Below are 21,408 nucleotides of genomic sequence, written 5' to 3'. Positions count from 1 at the left end.
TCATGTACCTATCACCCGGACTAGTGAGTCAATGGTTGGAAGTACTGGGGATTCCAGCGACGGAGGATAACGTCGAGGAACACTGGGAAGCGCTGATCGATCGAGCGGCAGAGATCCGAGGGGAACTACAGATCGAGTACACACAGAGTTGGGAGCAAGCCCATCCAGGCAAGAAGTTGTTCGACAACTGGGACGAGTGGATGGCGATGCACGAGCGGATCTTGCGCCAAGCGAAGGAGCTCGCGGCCAACGAGATGTTCTTAGAACCGATCCGTATCAAGCGGATGCAGGAGATGGACTAACACTGTTACTCGCCAGTGTTGGCGACATCTACTCCCCCGAAAAGTAAGTGCACAGCAAGAAACCCCCGGTTCACTTTCGCAAACCGAGGGTTCCGGATTAGTAGCGGGGGCAGGATTCGAACCTACGACCTCTGGGTTATGAGCCCAGCGAGCTACCGAGCTGCTCCACCCCGCGCCGCATTGCTGTGAGCATTACTGCCCTGTGCAACGTGTGATAACACTACACAGAACACCACACCCCACGCAAACTCCCTGCTCAGACGCTGGAAGTGCGTGGGGTTGGCGTCGAAAAGCTGCTTATTGCTGGCCGGCTACCTTTTGATACTCCTCGACGGCCTTGTCTAGCTCGTCAAGGGCGCGACCATATTCCTCATTGCTGCCGCCGCGGGCCTTGCGCAGATTGTCCAAAGCGCTGTTGATCTTGCCAATGGCCTCGCCTTCGCTACCGGAGCCGCTGGCGGGCGCAGAGGGCTTCTGCTCAGACTTCGCATCCGTTTCCTCATCGGAGGAAGAAGCACTAGACGTATCTTCAAGCTTTTCGGCTTCGCTGAGGTCCTGGGCTGCCTTCGGGTCGATACCCACCTGGCTCAAAGCCTCGGAGATGGTGGGCGCATAACCAACCTTGCCCTGATACGACACCAGCACGCGCAGCAGCTTCGGGAAGGCCGATTCCTGTCCCTTGCGCTGCGAGTACAAAGGCTCTACATAAAGGATCTCGCCGCCGCCTACCGGCAGGGTCAGCAGGTTGCCGTTATACAGATCGTTGGTGTCCTTCCACAGGGTGCGGTCGGAGGCAATCTGGTCGGAAGACATCATCGTGTCCTGCGCCTGCTTCGGGCCTTGAGTCAAGGTGTTGGTAGGCAGCACGCGCACGGTGATCTTGCCGTAGTTATCGGGATCCGACGTCACCGTCATGTGCGCGGCCAAGTACTCACGCTGCAAGCCACGGAAGGGGGTGATGAGCTGGAAGGAAGCCTTCTTGCTCTCAGGATCAGAGGCCACCACATAGTACGGAGGCTGAGCCTTTTCGTTCTTGCCTTCCTTAGCGGAAGGATCATTCGGCACAGACCAGAAGCGGTCGTTGGTGAAGAACTCGCGAGCATCGCTGACGTGGTAGCGCGCAAGCATCTCACGCTGCACCTTGAACATATCCTCCGGGTAACGCAGGTGGTTCATCAACTGCTCGGAGATATCCGACTTCGGCTTCACCGTGCCGGGGAATACGCCTTCCCATGCCTTGAGCACCGGGTCATTTTCATCAAAGGCGTAGAGCTCAACGGAGCCATCGTAGGAGTCCACCACTGCCTTGACGGAGTTGCGGATATAGCCCACCTGATCAGTCACCAAGCGCTGCTGGCCATCGCCTACGGCCTCGGAGGAATCGTTGGTGGATTCAGTCAGCGAGGTGCGCTCGGCATACGGCAGGCTGGACAAGGTGGTGTAGCCATCCACGATCCACTTGATGCGGCCATCGATCACGGCCGGGTAGGTGGTCTTATCGGTGGTCAGCCAAGGGGCCACCTTGTGCACGCGCTCGCGGGGATCGCGGTTGTAGATGATCTTGGAGTTCTCATTGACGCGCTCTGAAAGCACCAGGTTCAGCTCCTGGTACTGCACCGCGTAGGCGGCACGGTTGAAGATATTGCCAATGTTCACGCCACCTTCACCCTCATAGGTGTAGGTCTCAGCATCCGTGTCGTATTCCACCGAATTGCCATCGGCAGAACCCACCACTGCGTAATCGGCGCCATCGGGGGCGTTGGCAATCACCGGACCGAAGTAGGTGCGCGGCTGATCTAGGGCCAGACCGATCTTCTTGGCCTCATCATTGGTCTTTTGTAGATCCGAGACGGTGTAGACCGGGTAACCACCACGAGCGGATCCCACATCGCGTGCAACCTCGTCTACCTGGTTGGCAGGGGCGGCCACGATGCCATTGCCGTGGGTGTACACGGTGTGGCGGTTGATCCAGTCACGCTGGTTTTCTTTCAGCGCTTGGGGGTCCAGCTCGCGGGCTGCCACCACGAAGTCGCGCAATTCACCATCAACGGTGTAGCGGTCTACCTGCAGCGATTTGGGGAAGCCATAGAAGTTACGCAACTGCTGCTGCTGAGTGAAGGTGGGGGAAATAATCTCAGGGTCAAGCAGGCGGATATTCGATACGGTGGCCTCATCAGAGGCAACGGCTTCTGCACTTGCTCCATCAGCACCCCAGTTATCCAGGTAGGTCACCTGATCATCGGTGATGCCATAGGCAAAGCGGGTGGCATCAATATTGCGAGAGATGTACTCGGATTCTTTTTCCGCACGGTTGGGCTGCACGGAGAAGCGCTCCATCATCATCGGCCACACGGAGCCGATGACCACGGCGCTTAACACCATCAGCACGGTCGAGGCCGCGGGGATGCGCAGATCCTTGAGCACGATCACAGAGAAGAAGGAGAAGGCCACCACCGCAGCAATCACCATCAAGATGATCTTGGCCGGCAGCATCGCGTTGATGTCGGTGTAGCTACCGCCGGTGAAGGTGTCGTGCTTGCGCTCCAGCAGGCCGTAGCGATCCAGCCAGTAGTAGGCCACGCGCAGCAGCATCCAAATGCCTGCGGTCACACCCAATTGCACGCGGGCGTAGTTGCTTACATGCCCCTTGACTCCGGTGGACTGATTGCCGATGCGGATGCCGCCAAGTAAGTAGTGGCCCACCAAAGCGATGAAGAAGGCCAAAGCCACCAGCACCGAGAGGGTGCCAACGATCATCCACAGCATGGGCAAGGTGAAGGCGTAGAAGCCGTAGTCCATGTGGAACTGGGGATCTTGCACGCCGAAGTTTTGGCGGTTGAAAAACAGTTGGACGGTTTGCCAGTTCCTTTGACCCAAAAAGCCGCTAATCACGCCAACCACCAGGGGTAAGACCAGCAGCAGGCGGTGCACGCTTTGATCAATGACCTTGCGGTACTCCCCTACCGGGCCGTCAGCGCCGAGTACTTCTAACTCATCGGGGCGGCCACGGTAGGTCAGCATCCCTGCCAGCCAGGTAATTCCTGCTCCAAGCAGGCCGAAGGCGACAAAGAGCCCGATGCGGGTGATCAGCACCTTGGAAAAGACGTTGCGGAAGTTCACCTCCCCGAACCACAGCCAGTCGGTGTACAGGCCAATAAAAAGCGGTACGAGTGCGAATAGGATCACCACGAAGGCGATCAGATTCGCCACTTTGCGCGAAGGTCGCTTCTTCGCGTTCGCTTTGTTTTGCCGAGGCGCCAACGCCAACTCCTTGTATCGATGCCAGGTGTGTTCCAGCCACGATGAATCCCCGAGGCGTGGAACAATCTAGATGTAATAGTGGTGCCCCAGTTTACGGGACGATCACGCAGAGTCCACCTTTAGGATGATCCGCAGCGTTCGCTAGCTTTTCGACGCCCCACGCGATCATCTACCACGGCATTCACCAGCCTTTATGCGGTGGGGTCGAAGGAGGAAGAAAAGGAAAACTATGGAGATACCAAACTACCCACAACAAGCACTGAACAAAGCGATGCTTGAGGCCGTCGACTTCATCCACGCCGAAGGCTGGGACGCCCCACCCACACTCTTTGCCCTTGTCCCCCGCGAACTCATCGGCGAGGAACTCCTTGAAGCAGATGACGCTCCCCTTGCCTTGGTGGTGCAAGATAATTTGCCCGAGCACATCCAGCCAGGCTCCGAGGAATTGGGCGAATACATCACCCGGATCGAATGGCCCCAGGGGGTAGTCGGTGCCGTGCTTGCCCAGGAGATCATGTTCCGCGATGCCTCGGTGGAAGGCTCCGAACCAGCCCCGGCGCGCCTCTTTTCCGGTGTGATCAGCCAAGCTGCAAGCGAAGAAGGCCTCGAACTGACCCTGCTGCAGCTACGACCGAGCGAAGAAGAGCTTGAAGCCCAGGGCGCTTTTGCCGAAGACGAGGTGGAATTGCGCGGTGGCCCTGGTGTTGCGCCCGGCGTGATTGCTGCGCTGCAGGCATCCTTTGCCCAGTAATCTTGGCAGGATTTACTACGTTGGCCTAGAACGCTCGTATAGGCTTGACCTGATATACCCATCGGTAAATATTGCCCAATGACTTCAAGGAGAACGCTTCGTGAAAACCCTTGCCCGTCCCCTCATCGCTCTTGCCATGACGGCTGCGTTGCCGCTTGCTGCCTGCGCAAATACGAATGAGGATGCCACTGAGCAATCCAGCACGAGCGAAACCTCGAGCCAGGCCACCTCCACTGCAGCCAGCAGCACCGAATCCACGGAAGAAAAGGAAAAGGAAGGTGTGGCAGAAGCAAAGGAGGCCTTTGGTTCTTTGGCTCCGGAGTCGGTTTTTGAAGATTTCGAGTCTTGCGAGCCCGCCGGCGTGAAAAACGCCATGGATTGCTCAGGGCCGAATGTTGGCCAGTTCCAGTTCTCCCGCTCTGAGAGCAAGGCGGCCTCGATGACGCAATTGCTCACCGAGCTGCGAAGCGCCCGCGTGGTAAAAGACACCGGCCGCGCCGTGGTTGGTTGGAACACTCTGGGCTCTACCGCCGTGATCACGGTGGTGGATAACGAAGAGGGCACCGTGTTGCAGCAAATGACCTCAACCGATCAAAAGGATCCGGAAGAGCGCATTGAAGAACTCAACTTGCTGCAGGCACCTGCAGTAGTTGAAAGCGAAAAGGAGCAGCCCTCAAGCTCTGCGGCATCAAGCTCTGCTGCTGTTGAATCCGAAGAAGCCGATGCCTCGGATCAAAACGACGCCGATGATCAAAACGATGGTGCTGATCAAAACGACACCGCTTCGGATTCCTAACTTCTCAAACCCGACAAAGGGGTGAGCCTCATTCCAGGCTCACCCCTTCCTTTCTTTTTCTGCCTAGCCGCAGGTTGGCATGGCCTCGCCACGCTGATGCGCGCTGAGTGCATCGACGGCTTCTTCAAGGCTGCCCACTGCAGCAACCTCGATGCCCTCGCTTGTTTTCGCATCAATGTCTGCACAGTTGCCCTTGGGTGCTAAGAACACCTCGGCACCGGCATTTTTGGAGGCCTCGATCTTATGGCGAATACCGCCAATCGGACCGACCTTGCCGTCTTCATCAATCGTGCCGGTTCCCGCCACGAACGCACCCCCGGTGATATCGGCTGGATCGAGCTTATCTACCACAGCGAGTGAGAAGATCAACCCAGCAGAAGGACCGCCAATATCCTTGAGGTTATAGGTCACCTTCATCCCATCGGCCGGCACCTGCGCCATGAGGATGCCTAAGAAGGCCGCGTCATCTTTGGGATGCGTTCCTAGCGTGATCTTCAGCGCTGTTTCTTTACCCTTGCGCTTTACCTTCACCTCTAGGTCCTGGCCAGGCTTGTGAGCAGAAACCGCTTCTTTCACCTGCTTGGGGCTTGAGATCTTTTGACCGTCAACTGCAACGATCACATCGCCTTGTTCAAGCTTTTCGGCTGCTGGCCCATCGGGTACTACCTGGGCTACTTCCACCGCCAGCGGGCGATCAAGGTAGTGCATCGCCGCTGCCGTTGCGGAGGCCTCAGAGGCAGCAAAATCTGCGCTATTGACCTCGCGTTGTTCCTCCGGGGTGACGTTCTGGGGGAAGATCTGCTCGATCGGCACCATGGTGTTGCTCGACCACAGTCCCTCGGCGATGGCTTGGGTCAAGGTGATGCCGCTGCTGACCGCCACGGTGGTCATATTCAATTTCCCGTTGGTGGCATCGGTGGGTGCGCCTTCGATCTCTACGACCTCTTTGCCCTCAACCGTGCCGAGCGTATTAAAGGTAGGCCCTGGCGCTTCGATGGCGTAGGGCACTAGGAAATGCACGTCTGTGCCGGGGATATTCGGCATGACGAGCAGGGCGCTAAGCGCAGCCATGGGCAAAGCACCGAGAAGCAGAGTTCGTGCGCGACGTTTCACAGCATCACAGCGTACCTGCTAGGTGCCATAGGCTTACTCCCGGGCAATGCCTGGTGCTTTGTTCGCTCTCAGCGTTGCCACCTGGCGCGCTCAAGGCGGTAGCCTAAAGACCATGAAGAATAACGGCTTTGGTTTCTCTTTCAACATCGGCGATAACGATGATGACCGTAACCAGAACAACCCCATGGGTGGACTGGGCGATATGCTCAACCAGTTTGGCCAGATGCTCTCTGGCATGGGATCGACCATGAATTCCCCCGAGGGGCAGGGAGCCGTGAACTACGCCCTGGCAGAAAGAATCGCCCGGCAGCAACTCGGCAAAGTAGCGCCCATCAGCAGCAGCGATGAGCGCGCCGTGGAGGAATCCATCGCTTTGGCGGAGCTGTGGTTAGACGACGCCACGATTCTTCCTGCCTCTGGCAATAAGGTGCAGGCGTGGAATGCTACTGATTGGCTCGAACAGAGCTTGCCCATGTGGAAGCGCCTGGTCACCCCTGTTGCCGAGCAAATGAACCAAGCACAGCTTGATTCCATGCCGGAAGAAGCCCGCGAGATGGTTGGGCCCATGCTGCAGGTGATGAACCAGATGTCTTCGATGAACTTTGGCATGCAATTGGGCAATGCCCTTGGCGATCTTGCCACCCAAACCATCGCGGGATCTGATTTTGCCCTTCCTGTTGCCCCTGCGGGCACCACGGCGGTGTTGCCGAAGAATTTAAGTGCGCTTACTTCCGCTCTCGGCCAAAAACCCCAGGACGTAATGGTGTACCTCAGTGCACGCGAGGCCGCCAGGCAACGCCTCTTCCGCCACGTTCCCTGGTTGGTTGAGCAGATTGTGACCAGCGTGGAGGAATACGCCGCCGGGTTGAGCATTGATACTTCGCATATCGAAGAAACAGTGCGTGAACTCAACCTCGACTCAGGCGATCCCGCAGCCATCCAAGATGCCATGGCACAGCTTCAGGGCATGGATCTAAGCCCGCGGATTACCTCCATCAACCAAGTAGCCACTGCCCGACTGGAGACGCTGCTCGCCTTGATCGAGGGGTGGGTGGATCACGTCACCGCCACGGCCTTAAGCGAACGGATGCCGGCAGCCGGTGCACTTGCAGAGGCTTGGCGTAGGCGCCGTGTAACCGGAGGCTCAGCCGATAAGGTGCTTTCCCAGGTGGTCAGCATTGATATCGCCGCGCCAAACGTGAGCCAGGCAGCCGAGTTGTGGCGTCGAGTCGATGTGGCCGTCGGTACTGAGCGTCGCGATCATATTTGGGATCACCCGGACCTGCTGCCAGAGGCCAAGGACCTGGAATCCTCCGCCGAATTTATCGACGGTCTCCTCGGTGACGACTTCGACCCCATTGCAGAGATCAACGAACTAGAGAAGTTGCTCGAGCAAGAAGGCCAGAAGGATCAAGACTCCAAGAGCACCGAAGATTCAAAGGATCCAGAGGATAAGGACGACCCCCAGGCCAATTAAGCAACCGGCTTAACGCTGGCGGTATTGCAGTCCTTCAAGAAAACCCCGGGCGCGTTCGGCATGAGCCACACGCCCGGCTAAATCCCAAAAAGCCTTGGAGTGGTTGGGCTCGATGCTATGGGCTAATTCGTGCACGATCACTGAGTCCAGCACATATTCGGGTACGCCATATAGCCGATCTGAAATGCGGATTTCTCCGCTTTGTGGCGAGTAGGAGCCCCAGCGGTGCTGCTGATTACTCACCCACCGTATGGCACTCCACTGCGCGCGGGATTGGAGGTATCGGCGGTTTAATTCCTCTGCCTTGTGCTGCAGGCTTTCGTGATCCTGCCGGCTTTCCAATTTCCGCCGCAATTGTTCAACCACCGCGGCTTCTTCATCGGGCTTCATCCCGTAGGGCACGCGCACCTGGATGCGCCCATCAACGACCCGTGCCGCCACCGTCTTTTTGCGCCGCTTGGATCGAATGATGTCTACTTCCATGCTGCGGCCTCCTGGATTAGGGATTAGGGTAGGGCGTATGACTTCGGGGGGAGCCAATACATCGCAACGTGTTTTGCGTTTAAGTCCATCGGCATCGCTATTGCGCCGCAGCGCACACGAATTACAATTCGGCCTCGACGCCACACGCGCTGGCATCGTGGAAACTCTACCTGGTCGAGCCCGAGAACTTGGCGAGGTCCTCGAACAGCCCGCCACGCACCAGCAATTAGCCCAAAGAATCCAGCACGTTGGCTATAGCCTCAGCGAGGCTTATGGGCTTATCGACGATCTCCTCGTCCACGGCATCTTGAGGCCCACACCGAGAGAAGGCCCCATCGTTGTCGTCGGCGAGCTAGCGGGAATCGGCCGGGTATTAGGACGCGAATTGCGCGGGCGTATCCGCACCCACTCAACACAAAGTGCCGACCTGGTTGCATCGGCATCAGCCGATACACCCATCGTGGTGTTGGCTCCGCATGAATCACCTGAGTTGGTGCCACTGCTGGCCACGAAAAGCACCGTGTTTCCTGTTCAGTCCATCGATGGCGCCGGTGTGATTGGGCCACTGCGCGTGCGTGGGCATGGCCCTTGCATCCTGTGTGCCGATCTTTTACGCACCGCCGTGGATCCTCTTTGGGCTCGCCTGCGCAACACTGTGAGCCTGGCAGGCCTCGAAGCCCCGGCGCGTTTGGCCACCGCAGCGGCACTGCTCGCGCTGATTCGCGGATTAGAAATACCCAACCCCTCCCCCGGCCAAAGCGGCATGACGGCTGCTCCCGGGTTGGAGCTGTCCTGTACTGGGTTTGAGGTTCGCCGGCGCGTAGTAGAGCAGTACCCACTGTGCCCACTGTGCTGGGCCCGGCAGCATCCGCACGATGTCCACGGCACGCAGGGCTTAGGAGAAGTCATCGACAATCGCTAGGATTTCGCGCCCGAAGCGTTCAAGTTTGACCTCTCCTACACCAGATACGCTGCCAAGCTCTACGGCATTGCTGGGGGCTTTTTCTGCAATGGCCCTTAAGGTGGCATCGCTAAAGACCACATAGGCTGGCTTTTGTATCTCCATGGCCACTTCGCGGCGCCAAGTTCTTAAGGCTTGGAACAATTCCTCATTGCCGCCGGGGCAATCATCGCAGCGCCCAATAATCATCGACTGGGCGGTGACCAACACGCTGCCGCAAACCCGGCAGGTTTTCCTTCGCTGTGCGCGCCCCGGCACCGCCGCGGGGTTGTTCTCTGGTGCGATGCCATCAAGGAATCGGCTGCGCTGCCTATTGGCTTTGCCGCCTTCTTGGCGTGCAAGACTCCACGAGCAGTACAGGCGCTCGCGGGCGCGGGTAACGCCTACGTACAGCAACCTGCGTTCTTCTTCGATGGCGTCTTCGCCAGCCTTGATGGCTTGGCGGATCGGCACCATTGACTCATATAGCCCGGTGAGAAATACCACGTCCCATTCCAAACCCTTGGCGGAGTGCAGGGAGGTAAGGGTCACCCGTTGCATGCTCGGCGGGTTTTTCGCTTCGGCGCGCTGCTGGAATTTCAGCAAAAGGCCTTGCAAGTCGAGTGAGGCATCGGCTTGGACGAATTCTTCTGCAAGATCCGCCAATGCGCGCAGCGATTGCCAGCGTTCACGGGCCTGGGCACCAGTTGGCTCGTGCTGTTCCAAACCAAGAGGAAACAGCAGGTTGCGCACTGTTTGCAGCAGTGGTTCTTGGGCGAGTTCTGGCCGCTGTGCTGCTTTAGCAAGTGCCGCGAGGGCTTCTCTGATTTCTCGGCGCTTGAAAAACTCGGTGCCACCACGGACTTCGTAATCGATGCCTGCTTCGCTAAACGCCTGCTCAAATTGTTCAGAGAGGGCATTAATGCGGTAGAGCACCGCGATTTCAGACGCAGGGGTGCCTTGGGCAAGCAGTTGCTTTACTTTCGCTGCCACAGCGCGTGCTTCGGATGGATCATCTGGGTATTGATCGAATTCCGGCTGGTGGTTCACGCTCGGGCGCATGCCGCGAAGTTCGAGGCGCGTGCCGGCTACGCGGCCGGTGGCTTTGCCGATGACTTGGTTGGCAAGATCGGTTACTTCCTTGGTTGAGCGGTAGTCGCGCTGCAGCTTCACCACCACGGCGTTGCTGTATTTCCTGGAGAAATCCAGCAGGTAGTCGGGGGTAGCGCCGGTAAAGGAGTAGATGGTCTGGTTGGCGTCGCCTACCACGGTGAGGTCGTCTCTGTCTCCTAACCAGGCATCAAGTAGGCGCTGCTGCAGGGGTGTGACGTCCTGGTATTCGTCGACGACGAAGGTGCGATATTGGGCACGGAATTCCTCGGCGATGGCCGGTGAGTGCTCAATAGCGCCTGCGGCTTGGATGATGATGTCGTTGAAGTCGAGCAGCATCCCTTGGTCGGTGACCTTTGATTGCTCGTATTTGGCGTAGACATCGGCAATTTTTTCTTTGGCTACCGGGGTGCTTCTGCTTGATGCTGCTTCTACATAGCGTTCCGGGGTAACCAGGGCGGCTTTTGCCCACTCCACCTCGGATAACACATCGCGGACTTGTTCGGTGGAGGAATCTAGGCCCACCGACCGCATTGCTCGCGCTACCAGGGGGAATTTATTGTCCAACAATTTCCACGGCATAGTGCCGGCAACTTGGGGCCAAAAGTATCCCAGTTGTTTCATTGCTGCTGCGTGGAAGGTGCGTGCTTGTACCCCGCCAATGCCCATAAGATGCAGGCGGTGTCGCATCTCATTGGCAGCGCGGTTGGTAAAGGTAACGGCAAGGACGCGCTGTGGGCTGGTGAGTCCTTGATCGCATAAGTGCGCAATGCGGTAGGTGATGGTTCGAGTTTTACCCGTGCCGGCACCGGCAAGAATTGCCACCGGCCCGCGGGGAGCTTCGGCAGCCGTTCTTTGATCAGCATCTAATTGGCTTAAGTCGATCACAAACACCACTCCTGGATTAGGGCATGGGCAATAGAACCTTCAGCCGGCAAGGGCACCACCCCGCGGCGAAGTTCATCTGGGCTAAGCCAACGGGTTTCTAGTAACTCCCCATCGGTGCTGCGTATCGGATCTTCATCCTCAGTAATCGCGTGCATCCCCACCATGATTGAGGAGCTAAAAGGCCAGGGCTGGCTGCGCAGATACTGCACCTGGGTGAGCCTGCGGCCGGATTCTTCGAGCACTTCCCTAGCAAAGGCCTGCTCAAAGGTTTCGCCTAGATCCACATATCCGGCGATCAGGGAGAAATACTCCGATCGCTGAGCATTGCGCCCAAGCAGGATGTAGTTGCTATCTGCTAACTGCACCCGGCCAATCACCGCCGGGTCGATGCGCGGAAACACCATGGCTCCCTCGGCAGTGCGTCTGACTCCCGCGCGGGTGGGATGTGCTTGCAGCGGCAGACCACTGAGCGGATCAAATTGGAGGTTTTCCTCATTGGTTAAGTGGGCCACCACTTTTAAGGATTCGGGATCAAAGCAGCGCTGAGCCCTGCCGGTGAGCGCACGTACTTCTTCGGCGCTGACGCGGCGAACCTTCGGGTGTGGTTGGGCTGGCTGATCGCTATAGCTTGCTACAGGTTGTCCATCGGCATCGACTGGTAGCTCTCCAGCAGGGCCTACTATCCACTGTTTCTGGGGCATTATTGCTGGATATCGTCGCTAAAGACACGACGCACATACAGCAGACGGTCGCCGGGTTCTACTGTTTCTGCCTCGGGGGAATCAATGCGGTACAGCTCGCCCGATCGCACCACACCCAGCACGATATCTGCAAGGTGACGTGGGTTGGCTCCGACTTCGTCTTCGCCAACGGGGCGCTCAGCCACGGAGAAGCCCTCGCCCGGTGAAAGCAGATCCTCCATCATTTCCACCACCGAGGGGGTGACAGTGGCAAGACCAAGCATTCGGCCGGCGGTTTCGGAGGAGATCACCACGGAATCTGCACCGGATTGTTCAAGCAGGTGCTGGTTTTCCGATTCGCGCACGCTGGCCACGATCCAGGCATGGGGTGAGAGTTCGCGCACGGTGAGGGTTACCAGCACGGCGGTGTCGTCGATGCTTGGGGCAACCACCACAGCTTTGGCTTTGGGCACGCCGGCGAGTTTGAGCACCTCAGACTTTGTGGCAGTGCCATTCACGCTCACCAAACCGGCATTATTGGCCATCTCCAGGGCCGTTGGGTCGGTATCAACTACCACAATTTCATTGGGAGACACGCCGTCGGCAAGCAAGGCTGCCACGGCAGAACGTCCCTTGGTGCCGTAGCCGATGACTACGGTGTGGTTGCGCATATTCTTCCTCCAACGCTGGATCTTCCAGGCCATGCGTGATTCTTCTGTGAGCACAGACAAGGTGGTGCCCACCAAGAGGATCACGAAGGCTAGGCGGATCGGGGTGACGATGATGATGTTGATCAGGCGGGCGACTTGCGTGACAGGGGTGATGTCGCCATAGCCGGTGGTGGATAGTGAGACTGCCGAATAGTACAGGGCATCGACAAACGTGAGGTGCTCTGAGTAGCCGTCTTTATCAAAGTAAACCACCAGGGCCACCATGATGATCAGGCCGAGGGCATAACCAAAACGGCGGGCAATCAGGCGCACCGGACTCATTGCCGCGTTGCCGGGCATGCGAATCACATTGAGCAAGGTGTGCTCGGGGAGCTCATTTAACTCCACTTCCGTGCGGAAACGCTCCTGGTCACGCTGAGTCATCTGCTTGGCTTCGCTCCATTGATCGGGTGGTCACTATTCACTTGCCCCTTGGCAAACCCTACCGTTTTGGATTCTGTGCTTCCAAGAGCTGCTCAAGCTCATGGGCACCGGGTAGATCTTGGGGAGCAAGAAGCTCATGTTTGGTCACATAATAGAAAGCCGCTTGCACTGCTTCTGGATCAATACCCTGCAGCTTAGCCCAGGCAAGCCGGTAGACGGCCAACTGCATTTCCACGGCTTTTCGCTCCTGGGCGGTGGGAAGCTGCCCGGTTTTCCAGTCCACGACCAGGTAGCCGTCGTCTTGGGCAAAAACCGCATCCATGCGTCCTCGCAGCACATGGCGGCCGATGGCCACTTCAAAGGGTTGCTCCACCGCCACCGGGGTGCGGTTGAGCCACTCGGAGGCTAAGAAGTGTTCTTTGAGCTGGTCGAGGTTTTCCTCGGCAAATTCCTGGCCGAGGGCCAGTTCCTGCTCGTCAAGCAGTGCAGCCTGGCCAAATTGACGTTCGATCCACTCGTGGAATGCGGTGCCACGCTTGGCGTACTCATTGGGCTTAAAAGGCACTGGCCTGCGCTTTCGCCTGGCAAATCGTTCGGGATTATCCCGCAGGCTCACCAGATCGGTGGCGGTCAGTTCGCGCGGCAATGCCACCTCCACGCTGGGGGCATCGAGCGCCTCGTGTTCTTGGATGATGGCGCTGACGTCTTGTTCCCAGGTCTGGAATAAGTCGCCGTCTTCAATGAGCTCAGGCAATGCCTCCAAAGCAGCCATTACTTCATCAGCGCCCTTGGGCTCCCGGTGTTGAGGAAACACAGCGCTTGGGGGATCCTCTTGCTCCTTGGCGTCTTCGGCGGTCCACTCCCAACGCAGGATAGCGTCTGGTTCCACCACATCGTGGAGCTGTTCGAAGGCTTCGAAGGGTGGCTTTTCTGAGCAGGTCAGCAGCAGCGAGGTTTCTGCGCGAGTCATCGCTACATAAAAGAGGCGAATCGCCTCGGCAGCGTTTTTCTGTTTAAACGCCTCACGATGCCTTTCGAGGCTTCGGGCAAACGCCGCTTTGGTTTCGGTATCGACCTCGCTGAGCACCGGAGAGCCGAACATGCTCTCGTCGTCTTCATCAGCATCACCAAGCAATGCCGAAGGAATCCGGTGTTCCTGCTTCAACCACGTTTCGGTGCGAGATTCATAGGTTTTGTGATCGCAGTGCATCACCGCAACGTGTTGCCACTCCAAACCCTTGGACTTATGGACGGTAAGAATCTGCACACGATCGGCATGCACTTCCACTTCTCCGGGCTCAAGGCCTTTATCGTGCTCGATGGCCATGCGCACGTACTGCAGAAATTGTGGCAGCGTAGCCCCTTTGAGCCTGGAGTATTCCTCTACTACTTCGGCAAAGCGGTCAAGGTGGGTGGTTCCTACAACGCGGCCGGCTTCTTCGGGGCGTTGGAGCACCTCGGTGCGGATATTGAATACTCGCTCGATATTGGCAAAGACATCAGGCAGCGCCACATTGGTGGCAGTTGTGCGCAAGAATCGCAATTTCGCGGCAAGATCACGCACCCTTAGTTCGCCTTCGGGGCTTAAACCGATGCGTTCGGCGCTACCGATATCGGCAACGGCATCGGCAAGACCTGCCAGGTTGTCCTGATCGGATTGCAGCACCTGCTGGACTTGGGCTTTGAGTTTTTCTAGGGGATCTGCAATGCCTTCGCTACTGATTTCTTTGCTGCCACCAAGCTCAGCGGCTCGGCGTTGTAGTGCTTTGATATCGGCGGCATCAAGGCCGACGGCCGCTGAACCAAGCACATGGATGCTGGCGCGATCATCTGCGGGATCCACCAGCATGGTGGCGATGGCGAGCATATCGGCCACCTCTGGGATGGTGAGTAAGCCGGAAAGCCCGACCACTTCTACAGGAACGCCACGTTCACGCAGTGCTTGTTCCATAGGCCCGAAGTCTCGCTGCTTGCGCATGAGCACCGCAGCAGTAAAAGGCTCGTCGCTTTCGCGCTGGTAATAGCGTTGCGCCAGCGCATCGGCCACGACAGTGATTTCTTCTTCCCTGGTAGGAAACGCCCCGAGCGCCACTGAGCCTGGACCTTGGTTGGGCAGTGGTTCGAGCGGCTGCACCAAGCGCTTGGGGTTGTGGGCAGAGCCCAAGATGCTGGCCGCTACCTGGTTTGCCAAGGTGAGCACACTGCTAGGGTTTCTAAAACTGGTGGTGAGCTCGTATTTCTTTGCAGGTTTCCCCTCGTGCGGAAAGTCCTCTGGGAAGCGTTCGAGGTTCGATGCAGATCCACCTCGCCAGCCATAGATCGACTGCATGGGATCACCCACGGCAGTGACGTTGCTCTCTGCAAAAAGGGCAGATAACAGCACCCTTTGGGCGTAGCTGGTGTCTTGGTATTCATCAAGCAGCACCACCGAGAAGCGCTCCCGCATCGCAGCACCCACCTCGGGGTGTTCGGAGGCTAGGCGGGCAGCCAGCGCCATTTGTTGGTTGAAGGTCATGAGCTTTTCTTCGCGCAGATAGCTGCGGAATTGCTCCACTACCGGTAGGAGCTGGAGCCGGACTTCCTGCTTTTGCAGATACCCCGTGGCTGTTTTGTTGATAGATTCCCGGCCGGTGGGAACAGCATCGGCTTCGGCAAACAAGGCGTGTGTTTCTTCCCGAATCGCCTGCGGCTCAACGAGGTTGGCTTCCATTTCGGCGTTGAGATCAACCAGACGCGATACCAAGATATTAAAGGTCAGGTTGCTATTGATCGGACCGCGATACTCTTTGAGCACGCGTTGGGCGATCAGCATTAACTCGGTGCGGCTGATTATGCGTGCCGAAGGTTCAACGGGCAGGAGCAAACCAAATTCCCGCACCAAGCGCCCGGCAAAGGAGTCATAGGTTGCTACCGTCGGCGCGATCACCTCGAGCGCTGCTCTTAAGGATTGTTCATCCCCTAGGAGTGCGTCGAGCTCATCAAAGTACGCCGAATGCCGAAGGGTGGTCAATCGACCACTGATGCGTTGTGCGAGTTGCTGCGCGGCTTTATTGGTAAAGGTCAGCCCTAATACCTGCTCGGGTGCCACAAGCCCATTGGCCACCAGCCACACCACTCGTGCCGCCATAGTTTCGGTTTTGCCCGCACCTGCTCCAGCAACCACCAGTGATGATGCCAAAGGCGCACCGATCACGGCGGCCTGCTGCTTGGTGGGTGGGTATGGTTGGCCGAGGTATTGGGAAAGTTGCACTGGGTTGATCATGACGCAACGCCACTTTCTGGGTTCTGTACTGGGCAAATGCTAGCCAGGGCACAGCTAGTACACAAGCGGTTTTCTCGCGCTACAAGCAAAGGCCCGCGCAGCGATTCGAGCACCGCTGGTAGCCGTTGTGCGAATGCTTCCAGCGTCTCTGGTGTTTGTTTGGATTGTTCGCGAGTCATGCGACCCGATGTATTTTTTGGATACACCAGCACCGCACCTTCGACTTCTTCTCCACCGCCTTCGGCCGTGCGCACCTGCCCTTCCTCGAAGCTTCCCCGGCTAAGGGCTAGTTGATAAGCCAGAAGCTGCGGCATCTCTTCTACCGCTTTGGCTGCAGGGGGTGTCTTTCCCGTTTTAAAGTCCACGATCAAAAGGCCATCGCCTTCGCGTTCAAGCCGGTCAATCTTGCCTTTGATTCTCAAGTCCGGTTCCACCTCGACATTCACCGGCACTTCTACGCCTTGGAGCGTATCGCCGGCATTGTGCACCTCAAGCCAGGCATCGAGGCGATCGAGCATCTGGTTGAAGGTGGCTTCGCTGGATTCCCGTGCCCAATCAGGCCCTTCGAGTTGTGCTGCGTGGGCCTGCGCGATGAGTTCACGCGCCTGCACAGGATCAGCCCCGGTAGACACGGCCTCTGCATAGGCGTGTACGAGCGTGCCGGTTTGCAAGGCGGCAGAATTTCCATCAACGTTGCCAAGCTGGGCTTTGAGTGGGCACAGCAGTGCCGTTTCGAGTGTGGAGGGCGAAAGTGTATGCACCTCCAGCGGGCTTTTCGACGACCCACCGCCGATCCCCCACCAGTGCCCGGGGTGGGCACCGGGCACTCCGGCCTGGGCAAGGCGTGCGAGTTGGCGTGCGGCCTGCTGCCGCTGGCGCTGTGAGGCATCAGGGGAGCCGAGCACGCGACGTAATTCTGCTACCAAGCCCGGCACGCTAAGCAGCCGGTTATTGCGCGCCAATGCAGCGCCTTCTCCTGCGTGATCGTGGGCGCCTTCGGCTTGGAGCATAGGTTGATGGTGCAGTAGGGGTGCATCGAAGGACTCGAAGAATTGTGAGGGCTCGCCGTTTGCTGCATCTGGGTCTTCTACTGCGGTGCAGATAAGCTGCTTGCTCGCTCTAGTGCAGGCGAGGTGGAATAGGCGGCCTTCTTCATCTAATTGTTCTTTCAGCCTTGAGGTGGGCAGCCCTGGTTCGATGCCGCGATCGATGAGGTCCATAAGCGCTGCTTGTTTGAAGATGGTGTCGCTTTGTTCCAGGGCAGGCCACGTGCCTTCTTGGATGCCTGCCACGACAACGAGGTCCCACTGTTGGCCTACTGCACCGTGGGCTGTCAGAATTTGCACCGCCTTTGGGGCTTCGATGCGGCGATCGCGCACCCCTGTGGGCAGCGTTTGTTCTTGGATGTGCCGAACAAAGCCTCTTACGCTGCCCTGTGGTCGGCGTTCTACCCAGTCGCCGGCGGCGTCGAAAAGCGCAAGCATGGCGTCGAGATCACGGTCGGCCTGCGCGCCGATGGCACCCCCGCGCAAACTTTGGGCCATGAGGTGCTCGCCTAAACCGGTGGCCTCCCAAATGGCCCAGAGGGTTTGTTCTACTCCCTCGGCTTGAGCGCCGGCATGCAGTACCGCTTGGATCCTTTCGAGGATTTCTACCTCTCGCGGCCCAAGGTAGGCAGTAGCCCAGTGGAGGTCTTCATTATCGGGGTAGCACTGCGGCTGCAGCAGTTGCGCCAGCATCTCGATGGCGCGACGTGAGCCCCCGGCACCCATTTCGGCGCGGCGGAGCCCGCGGAGCAGGCGGCGCATGGTGATGGCATCGGCGCCACCGATGGGGCCTTGGACCAGTGCTTCGACATCGCTGAGCATGAGTTTGGTGTCCAAGGCTTCGAGCGCAAGCAGCATCGCCACCACGATGTGTTCTTCGCTTAACACCACATCTGTGGCATCGACGGCCGCCGGCACACCGGCTGCCAGGAGCGCTCGCCTAATCGGGGCGATGGCACCTGCTTCGCGCACGATCACTGCCATGTCTTGCCAGGGGGTGTCGTGGATCAGGTGTGCTCTTCGCAGCGTGTTGGCAATAAAGGTGTGTTCGCGCGCAAGGTTGCTGCACAGCACCTTTTGGCGTGCGGGGTTGCGGTGGGATGCCTCGAGCACGAGGTCGTGGCTTGGTGGCACTGGGAGGTTGGATAACCACAGTGCCGAGGCACCGCGGAAGCTAAACACCGATTGTTCTGGGTCCCCGGCGATAATGGCGCTATCGGCCTGCGCCATGAGGGTTTGAATCAGCTCGGCTGAACGTGGGTCGAGGTGCTGGGCATCTTCAACCACAATGATCGACCAGGGGTGCTGTTCAAGGCTTTCGCGCGGAACCTTGGCTACCAGCTCCGAGGCACTGTAGTTGTGCGGCGATCCAAGGCTCATCACCTGCTCGTATTCGTCTAGGAAGGCACCGGCAGAAGTCCAAATTGCTTGGCCATATTGTTGGCCGAGTGCCTGCAGCTTTTCCGGTGAGAGGTCGCGTTCTGCTGCGCGCAGGAGGAAATCGCGCAGATCGCGGGCGAAGCCTAAAAATCCCACTGCTTCGCGATACGCAGGTGGCCATATGGCCAGTGCTGCAGGTCCTGCATCGAGTTGGCCTAGCAGCAGCTCACGGATCACGCTATCTTGCTCGGCACCAGTAATCAGCCGGATGTCTTGGTCGGTGCTGTGGCGAAGCAGCGCAAAGGCCAGGGAGTGAATTGAGCGCACCATGGTGGCATCGGCAACATAGTCGCTGTGGCCGGCGTGGGCGAGCCGATCGGCGACTGCGCTGCGGAATCGACCGGCGGCTTGTTTAGATGCGGTGATCACCAGGATCTCGCGAGCCGGGGTGCCTTGGAGAATTTGCGTTGCCACGAAGTCGATTAAGGCGGTGCTTAGCCCCGAACCGGCTGGACCTTGCAGCCTCCACGTGCCGCGGGGTTGCTGAAAAAACGGCAGATCCCAGTCCCTGATTGCGGTGCTGCTATGGCTATTGACCAGCGTGACTTCCGGGGTAGCTGGTGGTTTGAATGCACCCGATACTTCAGCCCTGAGAGAAAGTGGAGAAGGGGCGGGACTAGGTTCTGGCATGTGCCCTATTGTGGCAAACCACCCCGGATCAGCGAAGTACAGGTCTGCTCCAATTTAGAACTGCTGTTCGAATTAGCTTCTGGGTGGATACCGTGCAGCACCAAACGATAGATCGCCGCTCGCGCCACCATCTGGGCAAAGTGCTCAACATGGGCAAAACGTTGGACAATCGCCTCACCGCTGGCTTGCATCACCATGGAATCGAAGGCAGCGAGGGCAGCCGAGTAGCCATAGGGCCTGGCCACGCCCACGATGTCGCACACACCTGGCACTTGGGCGCCTTGGAACACCGTGGTGGCAAGCATATCGGCGTGACAAACCTGCACCTCAGCATCGAGTTCCACCAATCTGGGAGCAAGCTGATCCACCATGCGCATCGCCATCGAACGCCGGGTGCGACGTTGGGTGGCTTCAAAGCCACGCTCGCCAGCACCTTGGCCAAACAGCGCCATCACCGCTGCAGCGGGATCGCGCGACCACGCTGCATGGTCTGCCACTGAAAAAGGATCGCTGGCGTCCACGTCGCGCAGGGCATCGCTGAGGGCAACGTGAGCCAAGGCGGCATCGAGGCGCAGCGCTGCTGCCACCACCTCATCGGCACGCGCGGCTGGTTCACCTTCGATGAAGGTGGTGGCTCGCCAACCGGCATTGATAAAGCGGCTATCGGTGGAGCGAATCGGACGGGAGATGCGCAGGTGTTCTACTTCAAGCTTTTCGCGCACCCTGGCAGACCAGACGGCGCGATTCGGGCTTGGGGCCTGAGCAAACACCACGGAGCCCACTTTCCAGCCATAGTCCCACCATGCCCCGAGTCGCTGGGGCTCTTCATCGGGGGCGTGGAAGGCGTTGCGGATATGCTCCGGGAGCTGAGTGATTGGGGCTTCCATGGGGATCTTTCCTAGGCGTGCGGATAAGGCCAGGGATTGTAGGCGCAGACTGCACCGTCGTCTTTGTAGACCTCTTTGCTGTTGATCTTTTGCAGTTCGCTATTAGAAAGGCTCAGCGTTTGCTGCATCATAATCGGCGCCAAATCACCATCGCCGGTGCAGGGCACATGGTTGGCGTAGCCGATTCCGTGGCCAACTTCGTGGTTGATGAGGTACTGGCGGTAGGCACCGAGGTCACCTTGGAAGGGTGTTGCCCCGCGAATCCAGCGCGATTCGTTCAGGATCACGCGGTCGCCATCGGAGTAGAAGCAGCTCGTTTCCATCTCAATGTCGTGGCCGCAAAGTGCGTGGGTGGTTCCGACACTGGTGAGTTGGATGCGCAGATCCGGCTCTTCCCCACCCTTGGCGTCGATGTGTTTGAAACCGAAGTCTTTATCGTGCGTCCAACCTTTGGGGTTAAACAAGGTGGCATCCACCATCGCCGCAAACGCATCATCACCGCCGTAGACGGAAGAATCCAGGCCGTTTTCTACTTCCACGATGTACTTAAACACCTTCTTGTGGTCGCCGCCGGCCTCGGCTCCGGGTTTGCCCACCACACGGTAGGTCCCTTCACCATTTTCTGTGTACTTCGCCCCGGCAGGAAGTTCGGTATTCGGAATTTCCTTGGCGGTCTGATCAGCGGGTTTTGGCCCCACGAGCCCTTCGGATTCCGATGAAGTGACCGAGGCTTGCCCTGGTGTGGGCGATTCGGGTTCAGCACGGAAGACGTCGACAAGCACCCAAATGGTGATCACCAACAGCACGGGAATGGCGTAGGCACGCCAACCGTAGTTGCGGGCAAAGCGCACAAAGGGGCTTTCCGACGCCCCACGATGCTCATATGACGCTGCATCCTCGGGGTGCGGGCGCCGAGCATGAGGGCGCGAACCGTGGGTTCCCACTGCTTATACTCCAGCGAAACCGACAGTGCGGGTGGTGCTGGTGCCGACCTCTACATAGGCAATAGAAGCATTGCGCACCAACACGCGACGTCCCTGCTCATCGGTGAGATCTAATACGCCATGCTCGGCGCTCAGCGCCTCGGACACGCGCTGTGCAATTGCTTCCTGATCCTCTTTCGAAGCGATGATGAGCTCGCGAGGAGAGTCGTTGAAGCCAATCTTGATGTCCATTGGCAGTATTTCCTTCCCAGATTGTTGTCAGTATCGGATACCTTGAGGAGCTCTTGTAAAGGCAGCGTGTATG

General features: G+C 58.3%; 16 protein-coding genes and 1 tRNA gene. 5 read left to right on the top strand and 12 right to left on the bottom strand.

What is annotated here, in order from left to right; all coding sequences use genetic code 11:
- Nucleotides 1-23 precede the first annotated feature (23 nt).
- The gene (locus tag IEU99_RS06205; RefSeq protein ID WP_128890277.1) at nt 24-302 is read left to right on the top strand and encodes a hypothetical protein; all 279 of its coding nucleotides are present in this window, start codon (nt 24-26) and stop codon (nt 300-302) included.
- Between the two features lie 101 nt (nt 303-403).
- On the opposite strand, the gene IEU99_RS06200 is transcribed toward IEU99_RS06205, so the two are convergent.
- A tRNA-Met gene (locus tag IEU99_RS06200) sits at nt 404-477 on the bottom strand.
- 122 nt (nt 478-599) lie between these two features.
- Nucleotides 600-3,563 (bottom strand): UPF0182 family protein, encoded by a 2,964-nt coding sequence (locus IEU99_RS06195; RefSeq protein WP_128890278.1) that lies wholly within the window; start codon nt 3,561-3,563, stop codon nt 600-602.
- A gap of 229 nt (nt 3,564-3,792) precedes the next feature.
- Here IEU99_RS06195 and IEU99_RS06190 point away from each other — a divergent pair, with 229 nt between their 5' ends.
- Entirely contained in the window at nt 3,793-4,314 is a 522-nt protein-coding gene (locus IEU99_RS06190; protein WP_128890279.1) for a PPA1309 family protein, read from the top strand.
- Between the two features lie 136 nt (nt 4,315-4,450).
- Entirely contained in the window at nt 4,451-5,110 is a 660-nt protein-coding gene (locus IEU99_RS06185; RefSeq protein ID WP_128890863.1) for a hypothetical protein, read from the top strand.
- Between the two features lie 63 nt (nt 5,111-5,173).
- Here IEU99_RS06185 and IEU99_RS06180 read toward each other — a convergent pair whose 3' ends face one another.
- Nucleotides 5,174-6,223 carry a YlbL family protein gene (locus IEU99_RS06180; protein ID WP_188358292.1) on the bottom strand — a complete coding sequence of 350 codons (1,050 nt, stop codon included), beginning with the start codon at nt 6,221-6,223 and terminating at the stop codon, nt 5,174-5,176.
- A gap of 112 nt (nt 6,224-6,335) precedes the next feature.
- Between IEU99_RS06180 and IEU99_RS06175 the strand changes: the two genes are divergently transcribed.
- Nucleotides 6,336-7,700, top strand: a complete 1,365-nt coding sequence (locus tag IEU99_RS06175) for a zinc-dependent metalloprotease (protein ID WP_128890280.1) — start codon at nt 6,336-6,338, stop codon at nt 7,698-7,700.
- A gap of 9 nt (nt 7,701-7,709) precedes the next feature.
- Here the strand turns inward: IEU99_RS06175 and IEU99_RS06170 are convergent, their stop codons facing one another.
- Nucleotides 7,710-8,183, bottom strand: coding sequence for a M48 metallopeptidase family protein (locus IEU99_RS06170; protein WP_128890281.1), 474 nt, complete (start codon nt 8,181-8,183; stop codon nt 7,710-7,712).
- A gap of 37 nt (nt 8,184-8,220) precedes the next feature.
- Between IEU99_RS06170 and IEU99_RS06165 the strand changes: the two genes are divergently transcribed.
- Nucleotides 8,221-9,105: a hypothetical protein gene (locus tag IEU99_RS06165; protein ID WP_128890282.1), complete on the top strand. Its 885-nt coding sequence runs from the start codon at nt 8,221-8,223 to the stop codon at nt 9,103-9,105.
- On the opposite strand, the gene IEU99_RS06160 is transcribed toward IEU99_RS06165, so the two are convergent.
- The 8 genes from IEU99_RS06160 to IEU99_RS06125 all read right to left on the bottom strand — a co-directional run bounded on the left by IEU99_RS06160 (nt 9,079) and on the right by IEU99_RS06125 (nt 21,335).
- Nucleotides 9,079-11,121, bottom strand: coding sequence for an ATP-dependent DNA helicase UvrD2 (locus IEU99_RS06160; protein ID WP_128890283.1), 2,043 nt, complete (start codon nt 11,119-11,121; stop codon nt 9,079-9,081). The genes IEU99_RS06165 and IEU99_RS06160 overlap by 27 nt on opposite strands.
- Nucleotides 11,118-11,822, bottom strand: a complete 705-nt coding sequence (locus IEU99_RS06155) for an NAD(+) diphosphatase (protein ID WP_128890284.1) — start codon at nt 11,820-11,822, stop codon at nt 11,118-11,120. The genes IEU99_RS06160 and IEU99_RS06155 overlap by 4 nt, the downstream gene beginning before the upstream one ends.
- On the bottom strand, nt 11,822-12,895 hold the full coding sequence (locus IEU99_RS06150) for a potassium channel family protein (protein WP_128890285.1): 1,074 nt from the start codon (nt 12,893-12,895) through the stop codon (nt 11,822-11,824). The genes IEU99_RS06155 and IEU99_RS06150 overlap by 1 nt, the downstream gene beginning before the upstream one ends.
- Nucleotides 12,896-12,953: 58 nt before the next feature.
- On the bottom strand, nt 12,954-16,157 hold the full coding sequence (locus tag IEU99_RS06145; protein WP_128890286.1) for an ATP-dependent helicase: 3,204 nt from the start codon (nt 16,155-16,157) through the stop codon (nt 12,954-12,956).
- Nucleotides 16,154-19,273, bottom strand: a complete 3,120-nt coding sequence (locus IEU99_RS06140; RefSeq protein ID WP_128890287.1) for an ATP-dependent DNA helicase — start codon at nt 19,271-19,273, stop codon at nt 16,154-16,156. The genes IEU99_RS06145 and IEU99_RS06140 overlap by 4 nt, the downstream gene beginning before the upstream one ends.
- Before the next feature lie 5 nt (nt 19,274-19,278).
- Nucleotides 19,279-20,160 carry a TIGR02569 family protein gene (locus IEU99_RS06135; protein WP_128890288.1) on the bottom strand — a complete coding sequence of 294 codons (882 nt, stop codon included), beginning with the start codon at nt 20,158-20,160 and terminating at the stop codon, nt 19,279-19,281.
- An 11-nt stretch (nt 20,161-20,171) separates the two neighbouring features.
- Complete coding sequence (locus tag IEU99_RS06130; RefSeq protein WP_229718410.1) at nt 20,172-21,011, bottom strand: DUF3152 domain-containing protein; 840 nt, start codon at nt 21,009-21,011, stop codon at nt 20,172-20,174.
- Nucleotides 21,012-21,107: 96 nt separating this feature from the next.
- Nucleotides 21,108-21,335: a DUF3107 domain-containing protein gene (locus tag IEU99_RS06125; RefSeq protein WP_128890290.1), complete on the bottom strand. Its 228-nt coding sequence runs from the start codon at nt 21,333-21,335 to the stop codon at nt 21,108-21,110.
- Nucleotides 21,336-21,408 lie beyond the last annotated feature (73 nt).

The sequence above is a fragment of the Corynebacterium pelargi genome (assembly GCF_014635485.1).
Classification (GTDB): domain Bacteria; phylum Actinomycetota; class Actinomycetes; order Mycobacteriales; family Mycobacteriaceae; genus Corynebacterium; species Corynebacterium pelargi.
The sequence above is the reverse complement of the archived record's forward strand: the minus strand, read 5'-3'. Positions and strand labels throughout refer to the sequence as shown.